This window comes from Blastopirellula sp. SH421 (genome assembly GCF_057808535.1).
Map to the genome: position 1 here is coordinate 6255425 of NZ_CM173712.1, position 16822 is coordinate 6272246.

The 16822-nt window shown below is 55.6% G+C and carries 13 protein-coding genes; 6 read left to right on the top strand and 7 right to left on the bottom strand.

Going from position 1 to position 16822, the window contains the following annotated elements; translation table 11 throughout:
- Positions 1 to 5: 5 nt before the first annotated feature.
- The 3 genes from SH421x_RS25430 to SH421x_RS25440 form a co-directional block, all read right to left on the bottom strand.
- The gene (locus SH421x_RS25430) at positions 6 to 2447 is read right to left on the bottom strand and encodes a PSD1 and planctomycete cytochrome C domain-containing protein (protein ID WP_488852825.1); all 2442 of its coding nucleotides are present in this window, start codon (positions 2445 to 2447) and stop codon (positions 6 to 8) included.
- Between the two features lie 22 nt (positions 2448 to 2469).
- Positions 2470 to 4080 (bottom strand): LamG domain-containing protein, encoded by a 1611-nt coding sequence (locus SH421x_RS25435; protein WP_488852826.1) that lies wholly within the window; start codon positions 4078 to 4080, stop codon positions 2470 to 2472.
- A 75-nt stretch (positions 4081 to 4155) separates the two neighbouring features.
- A complete protein-coding gene (locus SH421x_RS25440) occupies positions 4156 to 4695 on the bottom strand; it encodes a sigma-70 family RNA polymerase sigma factor (protein WP_488852827.1) in 540 nt (179 codons plus the stop codon).
- A 272-nt stretch (positions 4696 to 4967) separates the two neighbouring features.
- Here SH421x_RS25440 and SH421x_RS25445 point away from each other — a divergent pair, with 272 nt between their 5' ends.
- On the top strand, positions 4968 to 5996 hold the full coding sequence (locus SH421x_RS25445; protein WP_488852828.1) for a DUF1559 family PulG-like putative transporter: 1029 nt from the start codon (positions 4968 to 4970) through the stop codon (positions 5994 to 5996).
- A 42-nt stretch (positions 5997 to 6038) separates the two neighbouring features.
- Positions 6039 to 6488: a hypothetical protein gene (locus SH421x_RS25450; protein WP_488852829.1), complete on the top strand. Its 450-nt coding sequence runs from the start codon at positions 6039 to 6041 to the stop codon at positions 6486 to 6488.
- Positions 6489 to 6494: 6 nt separating this feature from the next.
- On the opposite strand, the gene mutY is transcribed toward SH421x_RS25450, so the two are convergent.
- Complete coding sequence (gene mutY, locus SH421x_RS25455) at positions 6495 to 7601, bottom strand: A/G-specific adenine glycosylase (protein ID WP_488852830.1); 1107 nt, start codon at positions 7599 to 7601, stop codon at positions 6495 to 6497.
- A 151-nt stretch (positions 7602 to 7752) separates the two neighbouring features.
- Between mutY and SH421x_RS25460 the strand changes: the two genes are divergently transcribed.
- Positions 7753 to 8112, top strand: a complete 360-nt coding sequence (locus SH421x_RS25460; RefSeq protein ID WP_488852831.1) for a DUF4870 domain-containing protein — start codon at positions 7753 to 7755, stop codon at positions 8110 to 8112.
- Between the two features lie 109 nt (positions 8113 to 8221).
- Positions 8222 to 8695, top strand: a complete 474-nt coding sequence (bcp, locus tag SH421x_RS25465) for a thioredoxin-dependent thiol peroxidase (protein WP_488852832.1) — start codon at positions 8222 to 8224, stop codon at positions 8693 to 8695.
- Here the strand turns inward: bcp and SH421x_RS25470 are convergent.
- Positions 8692 to 9036 carry a hypothetical protein gene (locus SH421x_RS25470; RefSeq protein WP_488852833.1) on the bottom strand — a complete coding sequence of 115 codons (345 nt, stop codon included), beginning with the start codon at positions 9034 to 9036 and terminating at the stop codon, positions 8692 to 8694. The genes bcp and SH421x_RS25470 overlap by 4 nt on opposite strands.
- A gap of 133 nt (positions 9037 to 9169) precedes the next feature.
- On the opposite strand from SH421x_RS25470, the gene SH421x_RS25475 reads away from it, so the two are divergent.
- Positions 9170 to 10078, top strand: a complete 909-nt coding sequence (locus tag SH421x_RS25475) for a FliM/FliN family flagellar motor switch protein (RefSeq protein WP_488852834.1) — start codon at positions 9170 to 9172, stop codon at positions 10076 to 10078.
- A gap of 36 nt (positions 10079 to 10114) precedes the next feature.
- On the opposite strand, the gene SH421x_RS25480 is transcribed toward SH421x_RS25475, so the two are convergent.
- The gene (locus SH421x_RS25480; protein WP_488852835.1) at positions 10115 to 13456 is read right to left on the bottom strand and encodes an efflux RND transporter permease subunit; all 3342 of its coding nucleotides are present in this window, start codon (positions 13454 to 13456) and stop codon (positions 10115 to 10117) included.
- A gap of 197 nt (positions 13457 to 13653) precedes the next feature.
- Here SH421x_RS25480 and SH421x_RS25485 point away from each other — a divergent pair, with 197 nt between their 5' ends.
- Positions 13654 to 14493, top strand: a complete 840-nt coding sequence (locus SH421x_RS25485; protein WP_488852836.1) for an undecaprenyl-diphosphate phosphatase — start codon at positions 13654 to 13656, stop codon at positions 14491 to 14493.
- 541 nt (positions 14494 to 15034) lie between these two features.
- Here the strand turns inward: SH421x_RS25485 and SH421x_RS25490 are convergent.
- Positions 15035 to 16687 carry a GGDEF domain-containing protein gene (locus SH421x_RS25490; protein ID WP_488852837.1) on the bottom strand — a complete coding sequence of 551 codons (1653 nt, stop codon included), beginning with the start codon at positions 16685 to 16687 and terminating at the stop codon, positions 15035 to 15037.
- Between the last annotated feature and the right edge of the window lie 135 nt (positions 16688 to 16822).

The window sequence follows — 16822 nt, forward strand, 5'->3', positions numbered from 1 at the left end:
GCAAGTTAATTTCGGGTAATGGTCTCGTCCAGGTTCAAAATCACGCGGGCCACTTGCGTCCACGCGGCGAGCTCGGCGACATCTGCTTTTTTGTCGGTCGGTTGGATGCCGACCTGCAGCAGTTTGGCCGCGGCTTCGGGATCGGCCTGATAAATTTCGCGATTGTCATTCAACACGGTGGTCACGATCTCCAGCTCTTGCGGGTCGGGATCGCGTGAGAGGGCTAGTTGATAGGCGTGAGTGATCCGTTGCGCATCGGCCTTCGGCGCCTCAGTCAAAATCCGCGTCGCAAAAGCTCTGGCCGCTTCGACAAATGTCGGATCATTCAATAGCACCAAGGCGGCGAGCGGCGTGTTGGATTGTGGTCGCTGGGCAGTGCATTCTTCGCGACTCGGGGCATCAAACGCTTTGAGCATTGGATGCAAAAATTGACGCTGCCAATGCACGTAAACGCCGCGGCGCCACTGTTGATTGTTCTTATCCGCGTGATAACTGCGGGTCGGAAAGTTCAAGTGACGATAGTAACCATCCGGCTGATATGGTTTAACGCTCGGTCCGCCATACTCCAGATTCAGCAGGCCACTGATCGCCAACGCGTTGTCACGCACCATCTCGGCCGGAAGGCGATGCCGCGACTGATGACTGTAGTAGCGGTTATAAGGATCAACGGCACGAACCTCAGGCGTAGTCTGCGACGACTGTTGATAGGCGGCAGTCAGCACCATCTGTTTCACCATGCGCTTGATATCCCAACCGTGCGAATAGAAATCGATCGCCAAGTTGTCGAGCAATTCAGGATGGACCGGGGGTTCTCCCTGGCCGCCAAAATCATCGAGACTCTTTGACAGTCCGACACCGTAAAAGAGATACCAGAGCCGATTGACCATCACCCTTGCGGTTAAACCGCCGGCTCCATCAACCGGATCCACAAACCAATTGGCCAGGTCCAACCGCGTAGCGCGATCGCCGCTAGTGTTTACCTTGCCCATGAATTGGGGAACGGCCGCTGTGACGATCTCGCCGCTATCGTCCAACCAATTACCGCGGGGAAGCACGCGCATCTCGCGCGGAGCAATTGACTCGGTGACCATCGTCAATCGCGCGGCGTCGTTCAGCCGCTTGATCGCGGCGACCAGTTTCTTTTCTGCCGCAGAAACCGGCTTTTCTTCGGCGGACTGTTTATCCTGATCTTTCGCAACAGTATCTTCGACAGAAACTTCGGACGTCGTCGCTGCTTCCTGTTTGGATTCTGACTTGAGACGTAGCTGCGAGAGTTCAGCTTCTAAACGCGCCAGCTCGGCTCGTTCGCGACGCGTGTTGACCTTCAGTTCCGGCGGGCGTTTGGTTGGCAGCGCGTTAGAGCCCATCGTAAAGTGCTTCGCCTCGTCGACATCGGCAAAGAAAGCGCCAAGCGAGTAGAAGTCTTTGATTGTGTATGGATCGTACTTGTGGTCATGGCACTGAGCACAACCAACCGTCGCGCCCATCCAGACCAGCGAGACGTTGCGGACGCGATCGGCGGCGTAGATCGCTAAATACTCTTTCTGTTGCAGTCCCCCTTCATGCGTCGTCTGCAACAACCGGTTGTAGCCGGTGGCGATCTTCTGATCGATGGTGCTGCCGGGCAGCAAATCGCCGGCAAGCTGCTCACGAGTAAATCGATCAAACGGGAGGTTGCTGTTGAACGCGTCGAGCACATAGTCGCGATAGGGTGAGATGTTGTGGTCCTGATCGCCGTGATAACCGACTGTATCGGCGTAGCGCACCAGATCGAGCCAGTAAATCGCCATGCGTTCGCCATACTGCGGAGAAGCGAGCAACCGGTCAACTACTTTCTCCAGCGCCTCAGGCGAATCGTCGGCGACAAACGCGGCCACTTCGGCTGGCGTCGGCGGTAACCCAGTCAGATCGAAGGTGACACGGCGAATGAGCGTCACCTTGTCGGCGGCTGGCGACGGTGTGAGCCCCGCCGATTCCATTTTTTCGAGCAGCAAGCGATCGATCTCGGTATGCGACCACACGGGGTTCTCAACGGGAGGAACTGCATGCGGCTGCGGCTTGGCGTAGGCCCAGTACGGATCGTACTCAGCGCCTTCTTCAATCCATCGCTTCAATACCGCGATCTCGGCCGGCTTCAGTTTTTTGCCTGACTCGGCCGGGGGCATCACCGTTTCCGTATCGGTGCTAATGATCCGCTGAAAGACTTCGCTCCCTTCGAGATCGCCGGGGACCAGCGCGTATTCCTTGGCGGCCGCTTCTTCGTCCAAACGAAGATCGGCCTGGCGATGCTCACCATCGGGACCGTGACAATAGAAACAGTTCTCCGACAGGATCGGCCGCACGTCACGATTGTAGTCCAGCTTTTTCTGGGCGAGGGCAGGGGAGCTGAGCCACGCTACGGTAAGTAGCGTCAACATCAAGGCTGCGATTGAAGAGATGCTTTTCATGCGTATCTATTGGGCGGAAATGTTAGTAGGTCTGCTCACCGAAGATCACGTTGTAGTGACGATTGATGTCGTCTGCGGAGAGGGCTTTTTGATAAATCGCCACCTCGTCGATCTGACCATCAAATTGTCGCTCTACGCGGACCGAATCAAGCTGCCCCAGGATTGCAGTATAAGGCTGAAGATCATCCAGCATCAAATTGTCGCTCACTTCACGCAATTTGCCGTTCAAGTAAAGTCGAATCCCGTCGCTATCGCGCACGGCGACCAGATGGTGCCACATGCCGGGGATGCAACTCTCGGCACTAAAGACATTAATGCCCCCCTGATAGGTTGTCGGCGGATAGCGCAGCAGAAAGCGGATCGTCGCCGGACGATGGACCAAGTTTGTTTGATTGGCGTATTCGATCACGCACAGATGACTTTCTCGATCCAGTTCTGACTGCTGCAGCGGCAACCAACCGAACAGCGTCCCCCAATGCATTCTTTGGGGACGAACCCAAAACTCAACCGTAAAATCCCCAGCGTTCAGTTGTTCGATGGGATCGGCCAATTTCACATAGCGGGAGCGCTTGCTGGCCGCAAAATGGAGACTTCCCTGCTCTAAATAAAGATCCTGGGGATCGTCGGTATGCAATACTCCAGCGTAACGATCCGACATCTGATTACGGATCATGTCTCCTTGCTGATCGCCTTGTTCAAACCTCCAGTAGACAAGCGGCTGGTCTGCGATGATCGCCGCGGCGTAGGCGTTAGAAGCGCTAAGCGAGGCTTCGTCGATCGGCAGGACGCTTGTACGGTCGGCTTGGGCGAACTCGCCAGCGGTGACATGGATCGTCTCGCCCACAAATTGGGCCGTTTCGTCGGCGCGCACCAGTTCATTCAGCAGCGTATCGCCGCTATCCCCCAACAGCGAGGCCATCAATTCGCCTTGATAAACGTTGATGCTGCAAGCGTTCGAAGGCTGGATTGCATAGGTGAATTCGCTAGAGCCGCTAGCGATCGCCGAGATCGGACCGTTCAGCGTAAAAGCTTTTACTCCCGGCGGAACCACGGCGGCGGCTTGACCGTTGATCAGGGTCGCACTGCTATCGGTCAACAAGTGCAGTTCGGCGGGTCCCTGAAGCCGAACGATAACGCCAGAGAGGAATTCAATTTGCACCGCTCCCTGTTCGACGTTCATGACGCCGGGCTTCATACGATCGCCAGGCTTGAGCGCCGATATTTCGGCTTCGTTAGCGTTTTCTATCTTGGTCACGATCGCGACAGGGCGCAAACCGCTCAGGCGAGCCTCGACGAATTCTAACGATCGCGGCTGGGAGTCGGTCGCCAACGGTTGGCCGCGTCCCAGAACCAAGACCGCGAGGGTTAGCACCAGCAGTATGCTGACTGCGAGAACTAGCGCCGTGTACTTTAAGTAAGCAGGGGCCGGCGCTGGCATTGGCCAGTCGACAGGCAACGATTTAAATTGAGTTTCCAGCGCTGCTTCTAAATCCGATTGTTCGACATAAGCCTGACGAAATGCGTCCTCTTTAAGCAGACGCTGCTCCAGCGCGGTAAACTCCGCTGCAGAAAGGGATCCGTCAATCAGGCGGTCGATCGCCTGACGCGCTTCACGATCCAGTTTTTGTGACATGGGAGAATTCATCGGTCTCGAAAAAAACGACGGGATGCGCCTAGCGGCATGATGGCAATTTCGCAGTAAGGCAATCTATTCTTCGGCCAGCGGAGCGTGAATCCGCACGCATTGCGCCAGTCGCTCTCGAATGCGATCCAGCTTGCGGTACAGCGACTTGGCGGTCGTGTTGCATTTTTTCGCCAAGCTGCCGATGGTCATCTCGGACTCGTAGCGTGATCGCAGTAAATTCAAGTCAGCGGCTGACAATTTTTGCAGGCAGCTTTGGAGGGCCTGCATGCGTCGCTCCAGGATGTTGTGTGATTCGGCATGCGTCTCCGCAACAGACTGCATGACTTCTTCGGAAAAGACCATGCGATCCCGCGCCTTAGTGCGACGAAACTTCAGCGCCTCGAAATAGGCGAATCGTTGCGCCCAAGGCAGAAAGTCTCGCGTCGTATCATACTCGGCGAACTTTTCCCACAGCACGATCGCGGATGCTTGCCACACCTCTTCAGCATCTTCAAGCCGAGGAACCATGCAACGGATGTACCGCAATAACGCTCGCTCGTGCTGAACGATCAACTCGACAAAGGGAGTTGGGTCGGAGGTTTGGGGGGCGGAAAACTCAGGCATCGAGGGTCGGTCAGGGGAGAGGCCAATCAAAGGGGACGACTACGCTTCTCTACTGTTTATTCTCCCTTCCAGGCCAAATTTCCCCGAACGGATTTCCGAAGAATTGACGAAAACCAGCTATTTTCGAGGAAAACCACCAACTCAAAGATAAAAAACTTTTTTTGCGGGGAATTTCTCCGCCAGCGGTGGAAACATAGGAGGGGGTAGGAGCAATTTTGCCTGCCGCGCCTCTCGATTCTCTTCTTTCATTTATCTTCGTTCGGAGATTCGGTATGAAACGAAACTTCTCGCGTCGTGGTTTCACGCTCGTCGAATTGCTTGTGGTTATCGCGATCATCGGCGTTTTGATCGCGCTCTTATTACCCGCCGTTCAGCAAGCTCGCGAAGCGGCTCGTCGCATGCAGTGCAGCAATAATTTGAAGCAGTTGGGGCTAGCACTGCACAACTACCATGATCAGTTTTTGGTTTTTCCACCGGGAAGCGTCAGCTCGACGGTCCCGCGCGACGGCGGCAGCGGCAATAGCTTTGGTCCTAGCTTTTATGGAATGCTGCTCCCCTTCTTTGAGCAAGGCTCGCTGCATGACCAGATGGTGTGGGTCGGAGAATCCCCTGGCTACATCAACGAAGGCGCCGGCAGTGCCGGCGGACAAAACAAAGCTCTGGTATTGGCCGCCGGCGCGATCTCGGGGATGCGTTGCACTTCTTCCGCCGGGCCGGTCTCGAATGGCTTTGAGACGCAAGCGAACTACGCCGGAATTTCGGGTTGCGCCGAGCCAACTTCGTTTACCGAAAGTCGCATTTCGACGGTGACCGTTTCGGGACAACCGACTTTGGTCTCAGGCGGCGGCATGATGTTGCCGAACTTTTCGACCGGCTTTCATAGCTGCACCGACGGATCCTCCAATACGTTAATCCTGGGAGAAATGTCAGGCGGGCTACTTCGGACCGATGGCAATAAGAGCTATCCCTCTGCGTCCGGCACGGATCATGGATGGTTGATGGGCAACCGGGTCACCGGGCATCCGCCCAATCTCGACTCTGGAGCTAACAGTAGCGACATGCGTTGCTTCAACACAAATACTGTTCGCTACTCGCCCAACCAGCAACCGTTCGCCTACCAACTGTTTCCAGGCATGGCCAGCAATGTTGGCGCCAATAACCCGCTTAGCTCAGAGCATCCCGGCGGAGTCATGGTTGGTCTAGCGGACGGATCGGTGCAGTTTATCGCCAACACGGTTCAGTTAGAAACATTGAAGCAATTGGCGACGCGTGATGATGGTCAGGTTCAAGGTCAGTACTAGATTGGTCCAGCCACTTCTTTCTTTTAACGGATCACGATTTGTATGAATGGTAGAAGCCTGTTTATCTTGCTGGCCACTTTGGTGATTTTGGGATGCGAAAATCAAAATGACCTAGGACCGACCGGCCGCGTCAACGGCGTACTGACCAGCAAAGGCAAAAGCTTGTCGCCGGAAACGCAGGTAGTGTTCCTGCATTCCCAGAGCGGAACGGCCGCCTATGGCGGAACGAATGAGAGCGGGAGCTTTGCGATTGATTCGTTCAACGATGGCAATCTACCGATCGGCGTCTATCGGGTCATGATTCAACCGCCAGAGTCGCATCTAGAAACCGACAACCAACCTTCCGCAGAAGAAATGCTCAACAATTCGGCAGGCCCCAAGAACCAGAAAAAAGGGACCGAGTTCGCTTTCAAGTATCGCCAACTCTCGACCAGCGGGCTGGAGTATGAAGTCAAAGAAGGAGACAACGTCTTTGAGATCGACCTGAAATAGTCCGCCTTATTTCGCCAGCAGTCGCGCGATTTTTCGCCCGGTTGTGCTAAGCGCATAGTCCTGCAGTTTGTCGACCGCCGCCCAAACCAACGGGGCATTTGCATCTTTACGCAGTTTTCCGGTCGAAGTTTCCGCTTCGTGACAGTGCAGCGTGATCCGATATTTGGTGACGCCGTGCTTGATGGTCGCTAGCCGCGATCCGATCGCGGCCGAGAGGCCGGTTCGTACTTGAAACTGCGCCGCAAGTTCTCCGCTTAGCAGCTCTGCTTCGCTGGCGACATGAAACCGGGGAAAGTCCCAGAGTCCGGCCCAGCGTTCGTCAGGGCCGCATTGTCGTAATAGCACGGCTTGTTTACGACGAACGATCAGCGCGACCTCGGTTCGATCTTCGTACGCCATTTTCTTTTTGGCGACGGGAATCTCGCCGACCGCGTTCTGAAGCCGCGATTGGCATAATTTTGCGACGGGACAAATGCCGCACTGCGGATTGCGGGGAGTGCAGATCTCGCTTCCCAGCTCCATCAACGCCTGGTTAAAGCTGCTGATGTCACTCGCCGGTAGAATATGTTCGGCAAACTGCCACAATAACCGCTGGCCGGCCGATTTGGTCGGATCTTCGCGATAGGCGAGCAGCCGCGCATGCAGGCGAATCGTATTCGCTTCTAAGATCGGCGCCGGCTGATCGTAGGCGATCGAATAGATCGCGCCGGCAGTATATCGCCCAATGCCAGGCAGCGCCAAGATCGCGTCAAAATCGCGAGGAAACTGGCCGGCATGGTCGCTGGCGATCACCTGGGCGGCGGCGTGCAGTTGCCGAGCACGACGGTAGTAGCCAAGCCCTTCCCACAGTCGCAGCACTTCTGCTTCGTCCGCCGCGGCCAGATCAACGATGGTGGGAAAGGCGGCGGTGAAACGTTCGAAATAGGCTCGGACTGTCGCGACCTGCGTTTGTTGCAGCATGATCTCGCTGATCCAGACGCGGTAGGGATCGCGATTAGCTCGCCAGGGGAGATCCCGCGCAGCGCCCCCGTACCAGGCGAGAATCTGCCGCTGAAATTTCTGCCGCCAAGCGGCGGTGGGCATTGCCGGGATAGAAGCAGCGGAAGCGTCCATGCAGGGTATGCGGCAAAAGTGGCCGAAATGGATGGGTGAGGGAATTGGAGGATAAAGTATAGCGGAAACTGACTTTGATTTTTTTCGCAAGATTTTCGCTCTGGCAACGAATGACTCAGCCGTAAGCCAAACTTTTCTCTCGAGAGCCGCTATGGAAGTAGAAGCCCCCAGTTCTGAGCACCGCACCCTCGCAATGCTGTGCCATTTGTTGGCGTTCTCTGGCTATGTGGTTCCGATTCCTCTGGTCAACGTCATCGCGCCGTTGGTGATGTGGATGATCAAGAAAGATGAGTCGCAATTTGTCGATCATCATGGCCGCGAGTCGATCAATTTTCAGCTTTCGATGATCATTTATGCGATTCCCTGTGGGATTTTGACCTGCCTGTTTGGATTGGGAGTTCTGCTGCTAATTCTGTTAGGTACATTCGCCATCGTAGCGCCGATCATCGCCGCAGTGAAAGCGAACGAAGGGATTTGGTACGAGTATCCCTTCTGCATGCGTTTCTTTTAAACGGCGGCCAGTCCCAAAAAATTGCCGTCGCTCCAGGGTGTGCATTTCGTCGGTCATCGCTACGATAAACCGTATCAACGATTTGACACGCATGCAGGGAGAAAAAGGGATGGCGGACTGGATTGAAGAGGGCAAAAAAGCTCCGGCGTTTACGTTGACCGCGGATGACGGCGCCAAGGTCAAGCTGGCCGATCTGATTGGCTCGCCGGTCGTCCTGTATTTCTATCCGAAGGATGACACGCCGGGCTGCACCAAAGAAGCCTGCGCCTTCCGTGATCAAAAGCAGGAACTGACCAAGCGGGGCGCCAAGGTCTTTGGCGTGAGCCCCGACGGAGTCGAGAGCCATGGTAAGTTCCGTGACAAGTTTCAACTCAACTTCCCGCTGCTGGCCGATGTCGACCACAAAGTGGCCGAAAAATACGGAGCGTGGCGCGAGAAGAACATGTACGGCAAGGTCTCGATGGGGATTCAGCGCAGTACTTTCTTAATTGACTCGACCGGCAAAGTCGCCAAGGTCTGGAAACGGGTTCAGGTTGAAGGGCACGACGCGAAAGTGCTCGAGGCGCTTGACGCGCTCGGCTAATCCGTTTGCCGTTTTTGCTCGCCGGCCCGCTTGCGGCGGCGAGCTTCTTCCGCAAATGCGATCGCCGCTGCTTTGCTCTTTGCCGCTGTCCGCCGGGCCTGGATCACGTCTCTGGCGACATAGGGGATGCGCAGCACCACATAGCCGACCAACACGCCAAAATAGATCAGGTAAAACCAAACGAGCTCTTCTCGATAGGGAAGCAGTCGCAGCCAAGCCGCCAGCAAACTGACCAGCAAGGTCAGCAGCATGATCTGCCAGAGACTGAATTGATATCGAGACGGCGCAACGTCGGAGGACGGGTCCGCAGCTGCTGAATCTTCTCCCGGAAAATCTTCCATGCGTAGGTTCTACTGCTAGCGGATTGTGGCGACTTTAAGGATTAGGTAAAGCTTGGCGGCCATTCAGCCGATCCAAAGAATACGTCCCATTGTTTTACCACGCCGCTTTCCATCGATCGAACAGTTCCGTTGCATGGCAGATTTCACCGCAAAACTGAAAGACGAAGTTCTCGCCGCGTGCCAAGTTGGCAAAGATGAAGCGAGTGAAGCGCTCAGTCGAGCGCTGGGCAACCCGATGACGCTTGAGGTCGGTGAAGCCGGCGCCTATTCAGCCGCCGTTGCAGCGGAAGAAGCTGGGCTAGCGATCGTGCTGAAAGTGAATCTGGAAGCGGCGATCGTTTTGATCCCAGCTAGCACCGGACTGCTGCCTGCTTGGTATGCCGAGCCAGACGCAACTGGTGAAAGCAAGCTGGCGACCTTAGCCCAAGAGCTGGGGATGCTGCTGCTGCCGGAAGAGTTCATGCCGCTCGATTTCAAAGCGGGGAAGATCGATAACATTCGCGCTGGTCTAAAAAAAGCAGGCTGCACCGAGAACTCGGCATGCGTCAGTTTGCCACTCTCTGGCGAAAAAGGATCAGGCGAGGCGCTGTTGATTTGGCCCGCCCCACAGGGAGATGCGATCTTCAAATCGACCGCCGCTCCTCAGCAACCGACCGACACGCCGAAGAATGATCCCAAGTTAACCGTGGAAGAAAAGCGGGCGCCAGTTGCTGCTCCGGTGATGCCGCCGCCACGAACCGCTCAACCAAACTACAGCAGCTTGCCGCACTATGCGAAGAGCTTGCTCAAGATCGCCGTCGAAGTGAACGTCACACTGGCGACCAAAAAAATGCGAGTCCGGGAGATTACGGAACTCGGGATCGGCTCGATCATTCAGTTTGACAAGTCTTGCGAAGAATCAATCGACTTGGAAGTGGGAGAGCACCGCATCGCTCAAGGCGAAGCGGTCAAAATCGGCGACAAGTTCGGAATGCGAGTCACCAATGTTCTGCTACCGGAAGAACGATTTATCTCGATCAAAGGTAAACGACGCGTGCGGTAATGTCGCTGGCGAGATATCGACTGCCGGCTTCGGCATCTATCCGCTTTTTCCGCTGCGATAGTGCGAATCGGATCGCTTGCTTCCGTCACCGTGTCCTTTATCGCTGTGCCCTTTGTCGTTTTGCCCGCTTTCACCGCGGTGCATCGCGACCGGAATTACGCTGGGCGAGTCGTGGTCGTCCTCGTGAGGCGATTCTTCTGCGGCGCCATCTGGACCATGCTGGAGGTGGGACTTTTTGGCGGGACGGAACATCGCGCCGAGAGGGCCTGCCAACAACGACGGCAAGAAGACCAAGTCGCCAACCAAAGCGGCCACTAAGAGTGAGACCATCAGGTAACCGAACCGCTGCGTCGGTGTAAACGAACTGACGGCGAACACCCCTAATCCCATCCCACCGATAATGGTGGTCTGCATCATCGCGACGGCGCAGCGCCGGTACGCTTCGCGAATCGAGTCATTCCGGCTTAAACCTTTATCGAGTCCCCAGCGGAACCACGTAAGGAAGTGAATCGTATCATCGACCGCAACCCCCATCGCGACGCTAGCAGTCATCATCGTACCGATGTCAACTTCGATCCCAGCCAGACCCATAAAGCCAAAGATCAGGACGATCGGAAAGACGTTCGGTAACATCGAGACCAAACCGGCACGAAAGCTCTTGAGCACCCAGGCCATGACCAGTGCGATCAGCACAAAGGCCCACAGCGTGCTTTCGACCAAACTCGACAACAGAGTGCGAGCGGCTTTATAGACGACTGGGACGACGCCGGTGTAAATCACCGTCAGTTCGGGCAAGTCCTTATCGACCACCGAATATTGCGGAGCACTAGGACTGTATTGATAACTAGTTGCATCGATGATCGTTTTGCCAGCCGCTTTAATCTGGGCTAAGTCATACTTGTTGGAGTCAGAGACGACCACAAAGTACTGATCGCGTTTTAGCAACGCATCGAGCCGCGCCTGAGAGTTCCCCTCGGGATGCTCGGCATTGCCGATCGGGTCGAAATAATTGACGCTTAATCGCGCGTTGACCAATAGGTCTCGCAAGGTCATCGCATAGATTCGCTCGGGATCTAGCTTGTACTCGACCGGTTCGCCTGCGTCCCGAGCAGCTTCTTCCTGATCGTAGACCATGAAGTTGGGCCCTAAGATCGTAACTCGCTCGGTGACAAAGCCTTTGCCATCGTTGGCCTTGTCGATCGTTCGAAGGATTTCGTCTCGCTTGCGATAAGCGGCGATAACCGGTTCGGCGATCTCTTTCAAATCGGTGACAAATCGTCCGTACTCGATGTTCTGCAATGCGCCCAAGCGCAGACTAACGCGCCATAGTTCGGCGCCGGACGCTTCTTCTACACGCAGGTAGTCGGTTTTTAGAAAATCGTTGCGGTGCTCTTCCAATCGGCGATTGTAAGCGCCGCGTACGGCGAAATCACGGGTCGTGCCGCCAGACTCCGGCAACACCGGAGCGAACGTGGCGACGCTCATGCCGTTGCCAACCAGGTCGCGACCTTGCGGGCCCAAGACGTCTTCAACCGCTTGCTGAACTCGCTCGGCCATCTCCATACGTTCTAGGAACGTGTATTGAAACTTCTCTTGCGCAATCGATTCTGGAGCACGCGGCTCATCCCCTGCGATCGATCCCATCAACTGCGGTTCGACCCGAATGACCAATTCCATCGGGACAAGCTTGCCAATTTTTTCTTCGAGCCAGCCGTAGTCTTGAATGATCTCTGAGTTGGCGTCAAACATCTTCAGCAACTGCACCGATGTTTTGATATAGGCCAGACCAACGCCAAAGATGATGAATGAAACAAAGCAGATCGTGGCGACCATCGTACTACGCAGGATAATAAAGTCAGCCACTTTCAAGCTGAAATTTTCCATCCAGATAGTCATCGGCGACTTCGCCTGCAAGCTGCCATCTTTTGCTCTTTTGGCTTTGGGAGGCCATTGCTGCAGCGCTGCCGGCAGATAGGTGAACAGCAGCACCAACGTCGCCAACACGCCCATCGCCGAGAAGATGCCGAACTTTTTGATCGGAGCAATGTTGCTGAACGCCAGCGACCCCAAACCAATCGCAGTGGTCAGCGCGGCGATCAAGCAGGGATACCAACCGTGCGAGACCGCTAGTTCTGCAGCGCCATCGATACCATCTTCTTCGACGGCGTCTTTGTAGTAATTAATGATATGGATCGCGCCTGCGAGCCCCAGCACGTACACAACCGCCGGCATCGACATCAAAATGGCGTCAGGCCAACTGCCGCACCAATAGACGAGCGACATGCTGGTGATCGCGCTGACGCCGCCGACAAAAAAGACCATGATTGTCAGCTTGACGCTACGCAGACAGAGATAAGACAAGCCGACCCCGACTGCGACGGCAAACAAAACCAACCGTGCCAGGGTGATTTCGCCTTCTTCGTCAATCGCGACATTGTCGACCGGCGGACCACCGAGATGCAGTTCTTCTTTCGGAATGCCTGCTTCGATGCAAAGTTGACGCATCCGTCCTAGCGGACGTCCCATAAAGCCTCGGCCCAGCGTCCGGCGGAGATCAACTTTGCCGGCTTCGCTGAGCGTAGCGATCAAACAGGTCTGCTTGCCGTCTGGACCAAACAAGACGCCTTGCAGCCGCTCGTGCGCAATGCGTTTCGCTTCGGCCAAGTCGGCGGCGTCGGCCGCTTCGGGATCACGCAAGAGCGAACCGCCGGGCTCGGCAAGTTGCGCTAGCACCTGCGGACCGGTCACGACCGATTTAAACAGGTGAGCTTGCAGCGTCGCGGGCCGTTTGTAGTATTCGGTATCGACGGTCGCGGCGTATTCGCCCGAGAGTTCATTCGCGCCGCTGAAGATACGCTCCAAAGTGCGATAGGTTGCGCCCAGCATGGTGCTGCCGCCGTTCCAGCTTTGGATTTCGCCGTTGGGCAAAATGAAGTACCACTTTTCGCCGGTTCCCTTCAGCCACTTCTCTTGCTTGCCCCCCCAGTTCTCGTAGAGATTGCCGGTCAGATAAAGACCATAGCGATCGCCGGCAAAGTCGTCGGCATGACCGCCAACCTTGGCGCCAAATTTTTTCTCACCGTCGGTCGGCGCCGTCGGAACAAGCTTCTCGGCCAGAAACTTCAAACGTTGATCGTCCGCAGAGCAACCTTCCCAGCTAACCAGGACGAACTGCTCGCCCAGAAAGTGGTCACGGAACCAGCCGAGGTCTTGCGTTTCTTTGAAGTCGCTGGGGAGCCAATCCTTGACGTCATTCTTCATCCGCTCCAGCGCCAACCGCGCACCACGGAGCGAGAACGGCACCAAGAAGAAGACCGCCATCAAGATGATTAGCGAATAGCGCTGGAAAAAGGTAGGACGGCGTTCTTGCATGGACATCAAAGCCAAGTAGTTCGATGCGGTGGTGCGGGGCAGTTACGGTTCGCGACGATCGTAACGATCTTCGCACTATCAGGACATCTGACTTAAAAGATGCACAAGTTCCCACCGCTATCAAACCTTCCAGACTAATGTTTCGCGGGAAGTGCGTAAATGCCAAGCGCTAGAGTACAGATCCCTTCCTTGCGATCCGGCGGATGCTATGTTTTCCTATTCTTCCTAACCCCACCTTGCTTGACGCCATGCACACCTCCTTTTGGCAAATTGTCGCCTTGGCGATCGTCCAAGGAATCGCTGAATTCCTGCCGATCAGCTCATCAGGGCACGTCGTGATCTTGGCGACTCTGCTGGGAGCGACTCCAGAACAATTGGATGTGGTCGAATTGAACGTTTTTCTCCACTTGGGGACGTTCGCATCCATCGTCGCTTATTACTGGCGCGAAATAGTGCGCCTGATTACCGAAGATCGTCGCGTGATCGGACTCTTAGTGTTGGGAACCATTCCGGCCGTCGCGGCGGCACTGGTCCTAAAAGCAACCGATTTGGATCAGTGGCTGCAAAGTCCGCTGGTCGCCGCCGGCTGTCTGCTGGTGACCGGCGGCATGCTGTTGTGGACCAGCCGGCAAATTGGGGGCGACGCGGATTACCGCCAACTACCCTGGCTGCGGGCGTTGACAATCGGCGTTGCCCAAGCGGTCGCTATCTTGCCTGGCATTTCGCGTAGCGGTACGACGATCGCGGCCGGCTTGAAATGCAAGCTAAAGCCGCAGCAAGCGGCGACATTCTCGTTTTTGCTGGCGCTGCCGGCGATCTTAGGAGCATCGGTGTGGGAAGTCCTTCAACGCATCGGCGATCAGCAGCCTGGACCGCAATTATCCATCACTTGGCTGCTAGGGGGCGCACTGATTGCAGCCGTCGTCGGATACGGATCGATCGGGTTGCTGGTCCGCGTGCTGGAAAAGAAAAGACTTCACTATTTCGCGTGGTGGTGCTTCTTGGTGGGGGGCGGCATGCTGATCTGGCTAGCAACGCGATAGCTTGCAGACCGCGTCTCGGCGAGCGCTTCCGCTTTTCATAATTTCCGATCTCGTTGGCAGTCACGATTCGTGAGCAGATCACCTCCGCGGCAAGCGACGCGGTCAGCGCATAAAAAAAGCCCCCGGAAAGTCTCGGTATCCCAGGGGGGCTTAGGATCCGTTGCTCTTCCGGGAGCGATTGGAAGCTACTTGGCCGACGTCATCCTTGACGTGGCCGAGTCGCGGGTCTTTGGTTCACAACGATCACACTTTAAGAAAAACTCAAACCTCGCTGTCCGCATCCGTGCAGTCAGTTTGATTTGCGATCCGCAGAAAACTACAGCGTAGAATTCCCGATGCTGGACTCTATTTCCTCAAGCGAAGCGGGTCACTGCCAAAGCGGTTCAAAGAACATTTTCTGGCTGTCATCCGCGTCGTGAGGCGGCAAGATATGCCATCGCAGAAAATGGGTCAAGTGCGATTTTGCCTCAAGAAAAAAAGAAGTTGCACCGGATACGTGCAACGTTCGCTAGCGTCTTCAAGCCAGACGGCCGCCGCTCAACTATCGAGACGTCGTCGGCGCGCCAGGCTCACTTCGGTCGGTGGATCCTGAGGTGGGGCGAATCAACACGGGAGAGTCAATTTCTAACTCGCTGCCGCACATCGCGACGCGGTTGCCGGACGCTTCAATCGATCGCCCCAAAGCGGCTTCGGCTCGCAGCAGAATGTGATCCAAACCATCTCCTCGCAAGGCTTCGGTTACGCCGCACGAGATCGTAAATTGGCTAATCTCATCGTCCTTACGAATCTTGAATCTCTCGACCGTTTTTCGCAGCCGATCCGAAATCGCCGCAGCGCGATTGATGCTGGCGGACGGCAGCAAGATGCCGTAGCGTCCGTCAGAAATGCGTCCCACGTGATCCATGTCTCGCATCGCCGCGAGCAACATTCGTTCCAGCGTATCCGTGAACGCTTTGACGATTCGCTGGCTGTTGTTAGCGACAAAATCTTCGTAATTGTCGACGGCCAAGATGATCAGCGAAACCGGCAGCGCATCTCGTTTGAATTGGTTTAACCGACGGTGAACGTCCCCGCGGAATTCACCATTTTGCGAAACAGCAGCTCGTTTCTCTTCAGCCGCCGGCATTCCTGTCGCAGCCATTTCAGCCGGTTGTTCAGAACGTAACGATTCGCTGAGGACCGGACGCGACTTCTCACCATCATTCCAGTAGGCGCGATTACGGCCTGCATTTTTGGCGGCGTACAACGCCGAGTCGGCCCGCTTGATCAAGCTCGCCTCATCGTCACTAAGGTTGACCTCGGCTACGCCGCAGCTAGTGGTGACCTGCAGCAGTTGCCCTTCAAATACAATTTCCATCGAAGCGACTGCGCGAACCACACGAGCGGCCGCGATTTGCGAATCGAAGATGTTTGCCCCCGGCAGGACGATCGCGAATTCCTCTCCACCAAAGCGAATCGCGGCGCCGCCGATGGTCGACGCAACTCGCTCTAACGAGCGTGCAGCGCACTTCAGCACTTCGTCCCCAGCGATGTGGCCGTAGGTGTCGTTGAATTTTTTGAAATGGTCGATGTCAAGCATGATTAGCGACGTAGGTCGACGCGATTTCTGAAACTCTTGCATGCGACGCGTCATCTCGTGATCAAAAACACGACGATTAGGAAGCCCTGTCAAAGCGTCCGTACGTGCTTCGACCGTTTGCGATTGAATGATCTGAGATTGCTGTTGCAGTCGCATCTCGGCTTGGTTTAAACGATCTCCGAGCGCCTTGTTAGCGTCGATCAACTGCGAGATCGCGTCGGTCACCGAACTCGGTTCGGTCGAATGGGAGACGAGCCCTTCATTGATCTTGACCATCCGATCGGTATGTTCACCGACGTCGGTACGAACCGACTCCGTCAACTCGTGAACCTGCTCCAACAACCGTCGCATTTCATTTTCGGTAATATTAGCGGCGCCGCTGGCGTCCGCCTCTTCGGCTTGAATTTCAACCTTTTCCACAAGCGCAGGAATCTCGATCGCCGCCGCTGGAGATGGCGATTTCGGTCCACTCAAGCAGGCGACAAGTTTGTCGACTGCGTTGGCCAATAACCAGATCGGCGAAAGCGGATGATTACCAAACAAGAACCATCCGCAAGCAATACCGATGAAGGTGCAGCCAATGCTTATGAGAATATCGAGATTTAAGACGCTCATGCGATCTTCCGAGTGCAGTACAAGCAGGGCTCCATACGAGTCTCACGGGGACGCGTAGTGGTGACACCATTTATTTAGTTCACCCCGGGCAACTGTCAATTTGCACCTACTGTGAAATCTGTAATACCCGCAAAT